The 7,387-nt window shown below is 33.1% G+C and carries 4 protein-coding genes; 2 read left to right on the top strand and 2 right to left on the bottom strand.

Going from position 1 to position 7,387, the window contains the following annotated elements:
• Positions 1-468: 468 nt before the first annotated feature.
• Positions 469-1,083 (bottom strand): response regulator transcription factor, encoded by a 615-nt coding sequence (locus HGG78_RS19195; RefSeq protein WP_053311114.1) that lies wholly within the window; start codon positions 1,081-1,083, stop codon positions 469-471.
• 4 nt (positions 1,084-1,087) lie between these two features.
• Entirely contained in the window at positions 1,088-4,495 is a 3,408-nt protein-coding gene (locus tag HGG78_RS18100; protein WP_172533738.1) for a response regulator, read from the bottom strand.
• A gap of 678 nt (positions 4,496-5,173) precedes the next feature.
• Between HGG78_RS18100 and trmY the strand changes: the two genes are divergently transcribed.
• Positions 5,174-5,773, top strand: a complete 600-nt coding sequence (gene trmY / locus HGG78_RS18095) for a tRNA (pseudouridine(54)-N(1))-methyltransferase TrmY (protein ID WP_053311112.1) — start codon at positions 5,174-5,176, stop codon at positions 5,771-5,773.
• 610 nt (positions 5,774-6,383) lie between these two features.
• Positions 6,384-6,851: a hypothetical protein gene (locus HGG78_RS18090; protein WP_172533737.1), complete on the top strand. Its 468-nt coding sequence runs from the start codon at positions 6,384-6,386 to the stop codon at positions 6,849-6,851.
• The last annotated feature ends 536 nt before the right edge of the window (positions 6,852-7,387 follow it).

Here is a 7,387-nt window from a genome sequence, read left to right as displayed (position 1 = left end):
GTGTTGTAGTGTGGTAACGGTCTGACGTGTGATAAAATCATGTGCATGCTGTGGAATGGACTTGAGCGAGTACTATGTTGAAATATCCAGTTGCTGTGTGTCTGATGTTTTTTGTTAGCAGGTCGGCATCCACTAATTTTTCATCTCGACTAGTCGTCGTCAGCGTCAGATGTTTATAAGTGACAGATCTATTCCTTTGATTTTGTTACGGTATATTTTCTTTCTTTTAAATGCCCATTCTCAACTAACATGGACATAGAGCTACGTTTAAAGGTATTGAATTTACATTTAGCCTGATTCCTAATAGTTAATTGATCTAAACTGTTGATCTCCATTTGAAAGTATTTTGTTCGGTCTAATAAACGATAAGGAAATTTTTTCATACTGCCAACTAGTAAGTTAAAAAGATACTTATCAAGAGTAACGATTCTCCCCACACACTAAAAGTAAGAATATTCTCAAATGCGCTTATAAAAGGTTATTTCTATGAGCAAATAAAATTAAATTTGAGATAGAAGAGCAACACAATTTATCCATTAAACGCTTTTTGTATGTGCTAACTGTCTTTTCACTTAGAATGAGCTCTCGTGCGATTTCTTTGTTTCTATACCCTTGAGCTAGGTATTTAAGAACCAGTAGCTCTCTTGAAGAAAGACTTTCTAGTATATCTGATTCCTGTGATATCGCGTCATCAACAGAATTTTTATCATTGCCAACGGTTTCCGATGAGTCTATATACATGTGAAGTTTTCTTTTTATTTCTACAATGTCTTCTTGTTTCGATATATAACTGTCTATATTGATTTTTTTAAAGTACCCCTCCAGTATGCTACTTGGCATTGAAGTGAAAATAATGTATTTCCTATTAGGGTTAGGTGGACAGCGTTTAATTACTTCAAATCCATCGAGTTTGGGAATGCTAATATCTAATATTACATATTGAGGCTCAAATATGTTTATTTTTTTGATCGCGTCTATACCAGTTTTCGCTTCATCTAGAATCACATGTCCCATAGAAGAAATCACGCTCCTAAGGCTACTTAATATTATTGAATGATCATCGACTAAAATAAATGTTGCCATGGCTTTAAACCTTTACCTTTTTAGTAGTTTCTTTAATTATAGTGATTGATTGATTTACTCTATCAATGATGTTGAGTAAATTCTGACTTGTTGGTTCATTTTCAAAGTATTCACAACTGTTTAGCAAATCAAAATCACCAAGTATTTGAGTCACACCTTTTAACCTATGTACGCTAGTGAGTTGATCTTCAATGGTTAATTCATCGATAGATAAGGTTTGAATTTCATCTTCTAGTGCTGTGAGTAAGTTAAACATCATGTTCTTCAATGGCTGACAAGTTTCATATGCGAACTTGCGTATTCTTACTATATCAATACATGTATCAAATTGAGTTAGATTTATGCAAATTATTTCATTCAAACTTTTAATGTTGATTGGTTTGAACATGCAATCTGTCATTCCTGATATTAGGCACTGTTCCACCATATCTGGCTGTGCATTAGCAGTAAAGCCAATGATGGGAATTGATTTTTCATTATTCTTAGCTTCTCGCATACGAATAAGTTGCGTAAACTCGAATCCACTCATCTCTGGCATATAGCAATCAGTGATGATAATGTCAAAGTTATCTACAACCTCATTATATAGCTTCCAACCTTCCTGGCCACTGCTACAAGTTGAAACATCCATTTTTAATAAACTCAGCTGTTTTTCAATGATATCTCGGTTAATTTTGTGGTCGTCGACGACTAAGATTTTTTTACCACTTAATGTCGTTGACGGAGTGTCATCTCTGGCTATGCTTTTGTGGAGGTCAGTAATCGATCTTGAGGTAATAGGTATAGATAAGTTTACATTTGTTCCTATATCTACGGTGCTAGTGATATTCATTTTAATATTGAGCATGTTGCAAAGTTTATGAACAATAGATAAACCAAGACCATAGCTATCATCATTAGTACTATCAGTCACGAAAGGTTGATACAACTCGCTTAGTTGTTTCTCAGTCATACCAATACCTGTATCATTGATATCTATTTCTATATGTTCATCTTTTAGGGAACAACTAATTTTGATAGATCCTGAGTCTGTATATTTAATTGCATTGCTTAAAATATTGTTTAGAATCTGCTTTATATAATTGCAGTCAGAGAAAACATATTGATTTTCATCAAAGCGTATATCAATCTTTAGATCTAGATTTTTTTTGTTACATAATCCTAAAAACGATTTTGCTACATTATTTAGCAATGTGGCAATATCTATATATGTTAACGTTAGGTCTTTTTCACTAACTTCAAGTTTGGATATTTCTAATACATTATTTACTATATCTAATAAACCTAGCGAGGAATCATATGCTTGTTTTAAATAGTCATCTCGCTTATTAATATCCAGTAGTGAAAGTTCTAATGTACCTACAATGGCATTCAATGGAGTTCTTATCTCATGGCTCATAACAGCCAAGAAATTTGATTTGTCTTTGTTTGCATTTATTGCTTCATCTCTTGATTTGATAAGCTGATCGTTTAGATAATTTATCTCCGTTAAATCGACCCATCCAGTGATTAACCCAGTAACATTGTTGTCAATTACATAAGGAACCCACCATAACCTTACTGTCAATTCTTTATTTTTTATGGTTGATTTAATTATTTTTTGTCCATGAGATTTAGATTTTAATAGCTCTAAGTACTCTTTCTCTTCATTTTCGAAGAAAGTTTTATCAAAAAGCTTACTTGGGTATTCAGATGTTTTCTTTCCCAAAATTTGCTCAGGATTATCGCTGGAAGAAAATTCTGCAAAGGCCTTATTATAATGTATAAATCGAGATTTCTCGTCTCGTACAGCGATTGGTATAGGAATACCATCGATCAAGTTTGCTCTAAATTGCCATTCAAGTAATTCTTTTTTCCTTTTTTTCTCCCTTGCAAAAAAAATCACTGAATATAGCATAACTAGTATGAATATGCAGGTTATTATATAGATATATAGCTGTAACTCTGTTTCTTTTTCTACCCAAACCATATCTGAATCTACTAGGTATGAATCCCATCGATCACTTAAATTATCAACATAATTAAACCCTAAATGAGAAATTGATTTATCTAAGACACCCTTAAGTATTTCATAATTTTCATAATTTTTACTAATGGCAAACCTAAGATCTACTTTATATTCAGTCGTGTGTAGTTTTGATTCTAAAGTATTTTTAAAGTATACATCGACAAAAAAATCAACAACTTCACTATACCCATAAGCCGAAGTTGCTTCACCTTTCGCAACCAACTCCATTGCCTTTAATGTGCTGTTAACTACTATTATTTTTGCATTAGGAAATTTAAAGCGTAGATGATCCAGTAACTGATAATTATTTGTTACGGCAATGATATCATTTGATGTGTCTGGTGGTTGGTTTTTAATCGTTACAACAGATACTGAACCTATAGTGTATGGAATAGAAAAATCTAAATATTCTGATAATTCTTCAATATACGGTGATGACGGAGCAACATCGGTCTCTCCTCGTATCAGACTTCCAATCATATCAAATACGTGGTTTTGCCTTGTCCATTGAAATTTAAGGCCCGTTTTGATACCAATTTCTGTTAGTAGTTCTGGAATTATCCCTGATTCTTTACCGGAAGTATCATAAAAACTATAAGGTGGTAATGAGCTGTTGAATATTACCTTTATAATCGGTTTATCTGTCTCTATCCATTTTTTTTCATCCTCGTTTAGATCAATAGGATAGCTGTGAATATTATCAATTCCCCAAATGGACTTTACCAATTGGTGGTAATACCTTGGGTAAACATATTCTATTGCTCTTTTAAATAGAGGGGCATTGTTTGATACTATGTATCTTTCAAATTCATCTTTTTCTAAATAATTGAGAATATTAATGTTTTCACTATCTAGTCTATTAATGAAATACATGGCTGAGTAATAATCCATAATGGATGTATCAACATCCCCACTAATCATAGCAATATATGCGTTTTTGAAGTTTTTAAATTTTTTGCATTTTACATTCATATGGCCATGTTTGATGAAGGATTCTTTATAGCAGTTATTTACATACCCAACTGATATTTCTTTTTTGTTTTTAACAATGTTATCTTTATTTATGGCTACATATTTTTCTGAAATAAACTTGATGCTTGTGTAATTTTCATTTTTTAGGTCATAATTTACAATTATAAAGTCAACTTCGTTTTTGTTTAAAGATTTCACTAGATTTTTTATGTTATTATAAATAACCACATCTATTTTATTTTTAGGGCATGGTATAAATAACCTTATATAATCAGCTTCTATTCCGGATATTTTGTCGTCGAATGTGATTCTAAATGGTTCACCTAAGTCATCTAAAATTCCTATACGAAGAATTTCATTAGGTTTCAGGTTACATTCTCTATCGGATAAATTGGCAGAGCCGTTAGGGTACAGGTGGTATGCGTCATTCATCGCGAACGACAGGTGATTATTAAAAAACAGAGTCAAGATAATAATAGTGAATCTGTTGAGTATTGAAAAGCTCACGCAAACAGCACTCCTACATATGTTTCATAGTACTCGTCTAAAATTCCTACGAGAGCGTTATCTATCATTGCTACTCATCTGATTGAAGTATAAACAATAGTTCAAGATTTATCATCATTGTAATGATAGATACCAACAAGTTCATGTAGGAATATTCTTCTTTCGTTGCTGTTTTGTTGTGTAAAAATAATAAGTTGCTACCCTTCCTCACTGTCCTCGTCCAAGTTTATTTGTTGGAAATACTATTTCCCCCCCACTTAAATCAAGTTATTTTCATCAGAGTATCGCATTGTGTTTAAATTGAAGAAGATTAAACTGCAGCGCGGTATAGTGTTGTTAGAAATCCTTATCGCTGTTGCAATTTTAGTCGTACTTTTTTCTGGTGCTGCGGTGCTAGCTTCTCGCACATTTTATTGACAGGAATGCTGTTGTGTGAAATGGACTTCTCTATGCGCTAATGCCATATTCGTTTTTCAATAAATTGATATTTTTCTGGAAAGTGTATGTGGTAGAGTATCGGCCGATTTGGGGTAATAGTGAAATCTTGGCTATTGACCCAAAATTGTTAGACAAAAACCCCGGACCGAGAGTTGAGGTGTATAAATGAGAGCTTTTGTAGTTAGAGCGCGCGCAGCATCCACAGATAAAAATACCTTTCTAGCATCGGTTGGGCAGGAGGCACATACTGAAATTTTAGCTCATGTCCTTATGAATGCGATTTTTACCGCGCAGTCACATCGTGATGATGTAGTCGTTTATCTTGTACTAGAAAGCACACAGGATTTCTCACGTACGTTGCGTTTTGAATCCCATCTTTTACAAAACATAGGTGGTTTTCACGAGCAGGTTTTACTTGCAAAGATTGCGCATGCGTTAGATGTTTCTGTTGGAATGAGTAAGGAGCAAGAGCGCTCGGTCGAACAAGGCCTAAGCGTTGAAACGATCAGTTTTGAAAAATTAGTACAGCGTCTTTCTGAATACTACTCATTGTATCTACTGGATAAAAAAGGCGAGAGTATCCGTGAGCATCAATTTTCTGGTGATTGCTGTTTTCTACTCACCGACCATATCCCCATGCCGAAGAAAAGCTGGAACAGCCTTAAACGACTCAATACTCAGAAAATCAGTCTTGGGCCGAGAATGCTGTTTGCTTCACAATGTATCGTCCTTATACAGAATGAGCTTGATATTTGCGATTTTTAAAATGATCTCTTCAAACTCATTTTAACGCACCTAATCTGTGTTTCTTTATCTATCTGACTATGCTGCTTTTTACTTAGAAATAGATTGGCATAGTCTTTATCGATCTCATTTTCTAAAAAGAGCAAATACAATTTGGGATTAATTATTACCGCTTGTGATATGAGCTATTATCTCGATAGATTCAGTGAGTGTTTTTGCTTTTTTGTATGTTCGTCACTCGATATCAATGCTTCGAAAAAATCCGCTATTGCCATTGCTTTAGCTTGAATAGATATACCCAAAATAACTTGCTGGCTATCTGCAACCTTCAATTTGTTTGGGTATATGGTGAATTTGATAGGAAGACCATACTTTACAGTGAGTGAGTATTATTCTCTAGATAAGGATGTAACGGTTTATAGGAAATATCATTTTGAATGAATATCACAAATATTAATTAGAATAATAATGATAAACACAGATAATTAATTAATCATATTTTTGGTTTTTTTATCATTTGTCTTTTTTTTATGTTTGTCTCATATTTTTAATGGTCAAGCTTCCTAAATATAGGTTAATTTTTGACAATGAATATTCTTTTTATTAAAAAGTGTAAATATAGGAAAAATATATGAATTTAAAATCTATTTCTTTAGCCGTGTCGACTCTTCTCATCTGTAGTTCGGCATTTTCTGCTACACTTGAATTTAGAGTTGGTGACGTAGATCAGGACCAATTATTTCATTCATTTATACCAGGTGTTTCAGGACACGCTATTGAAGCAAATCAAACTATAACAACGGAAATGCCAACCAATGGATTTACGTTATCACCAATGGAATTTAACGAAAGTTATAACTATGGGGCTGGGCAAAACTTTGATACAGCAGGACTAGCCACTGTATTATCTAATTATAATCGTGATAAGCTGCTTGTCATATGTAATTTAGAACCTGCTGAAAGGAATAAGATGACATTTCAGTTCTATGATGCTATTGATACAAAACTCGCAAGCTTGACCTGTAAGCCTGGTGATGCTCCTAAGCGACGTGCTGTTACACTAAGTGAGGTTGAAAAACTAATAATCAAATATCAATAAAAACGAGGGATAAATTTTTTAAATGCTAATTATTAAACAGATAATATGACCCATATATTATCTGTTTTTTATTACCGCTATGCTAACCCCTTTCTACTTGAAGCCGCAACGGTGTTGGTTACGTTCGTTCACCCCAATCACATAGTTTATCCATGTGATTGGGGGTTCGCTCACTTACCGCCTACCTACAACTTTAAGTGGTTTGGGTATAAGGATATCAGCGGTTTTATGGGGAAGGTGTTATTTTTAATTTACATCACACATATCAATTTGAATAAATATGGTAAATGCTGAGTAATTCTGATTCTCATTTCTTTGGTATCTATGTAAATTCGATGATTCTTTGTGGTTTAAAGAATAACCATGATTGCTATCATCCACTAGTTATTATCAATAACTAGTGTTGCAATGAAATTTCATTACCTTATTTTTTATGAAAATATAGATAATTAATGAATTGTTTTTATTGGCTTTTTAATCATTTGTTTTATTTTAATATTTAGCTCATATTGTTAATTGCTAGGCTACCTAAATAT

The organism is Vibrio aestuarianus (assembly GCF_012395185.1).
GTDB lineage: Bacteria > Pseudomonadota > Gammaproteobacteria > Enterobacterales > Vibrionaceae > Vibrio > Vibrio aestuarianus.
Note: the sequence above shows the minus strand (reverse complement) of the source record. Positions and strands in the feature narration are given on the sequence as shown.